Annotated in this window: 2 protein-coding genes and 1 pseudogene; all 3 read right to left on the reverse strand. The window is 53.9% G+C overall.

Features of this window, described 5'->3' with window-relative positions; genetic code table 11:
* Positions 1-188: pseudogene (locus NKH67_RS33990) on the reverse strand (transposase); the annotation flags it as partial.
* Positions 189-261: 73 nt separating this feature from the next.
* Entirely contained in the window at positions 262-534 is a 273-nt protein-coding gene (locus tag NKH67_RS33995) for a colicin immunity domain-containing protein (RefSeq protein ID WP_352474379.1), read from the reverse strand.
* Positions 531-788, reverse strand: coding sequence for a colicin D domain-containing protein (locus tag NKH67_RS34000; RefSeq protein WP_352474380.1), 258 nt, complete (start codon positions 786-788; stop codon positions 531-533). Before NKH67_RS34000 ends, NKH67_RS33995 begins: the two co-directional genes overlap by 4 nt.
* Between the last annotated feature and the right edge of the window lie 250 nt (positions 789-1,038).

Genomic DNA, 1,038 nt, shown 5'->3' on the forward strand with positions numbered 1-1,038 from the left:
ATCCACTGCGCCAGGTCGCGTTTGACCTCGGCAAGGTCGCGCCGGTCGTAGAACCATCTGAGCTCCATCAGGCAATCGTCGTCGATCTTGCGCGGCACGTAGTCGAGCGCGTTTCTGAGGAAGTGCACGTAGCAGCGCTGCCAGACCGCCTCGGGCAGCACTTCGCGGATTGCCGCCGGCGAGCCCGCTTGAGCTCTGTCACGAACTCGCGCCGCTGTAGAGCGGGATTGAGATAATTGCTTTCGGTTATCCCGGTAAGCCTCATGGGAGCCGGTCTAGGGCCTCCGCAACTTTTACTCTCAGTTGTGCTTCGTCAACATAGAATCTAGGATTCTCTCTAATCAAGCTGATATCGGAAGTGTATGAGTCAATGTCAGCAAAGATCTCATCTATCACCTTAAACTCCTGCTCTGGGATGGCTCGCGTCTCATCCTTAAATTTCTTTAAGTAAATTTCTACCAACTTAGGAGCATCTATTTCCCTTGCGAGAAAGGTTTCAACCAACGCACGATATTCGCCAGATACGCTGCTCATAGTCCGCCTCCCAGTTTTCCGGTCGTCAAGACATATTCTAACTGCTTGGGACTGAGCTTCCATCCAGACAGGAGATTTCCTGAACTATCGCGAATGACATTCAAGCCGGTTTGCGGGTCGACGAAGTGCGTTACTGATTGCCCTTGATAAGCTCCTTGGATGGCCTGCGTCATCTCGGCCTCCAAAGCCTCCTGCACCACAATCTGCAAGACCTTGCGAAAGCCGTCCTCATCCGACGACAGCAACGCTTTCAACTCGCCCTCTGCTCAGTCTAATTTCTCGATTGGTCATGGCACTCCCCTTCCACGGGAATAGGTAGTCGAAACGTCACCAGCGTGCCATGGCAGCTCGCCCCTCAGAGCAAGCCCCGTTCTCTCTCCAAAACTTTTTGCAGAACCTTCAGCACATCTGTGGACGCCCCCGTGAGCGCAAGAAGAATCTTCGAAAGGCAGTATAGCGGCGCGTAGTCGGGTGCTGACATCTGTCCGGCCTCTGATGCGGCCT

It is taken from the genome of Mesorhizobium sp. M0968 (genome assembly GCF_040319065.1).
Classification (GTDB): Bacteria; Pseudomonadota; Alphaproteobacteria; order Rhizobiales; family Rhizobiaceae; genus Mesorhizobium.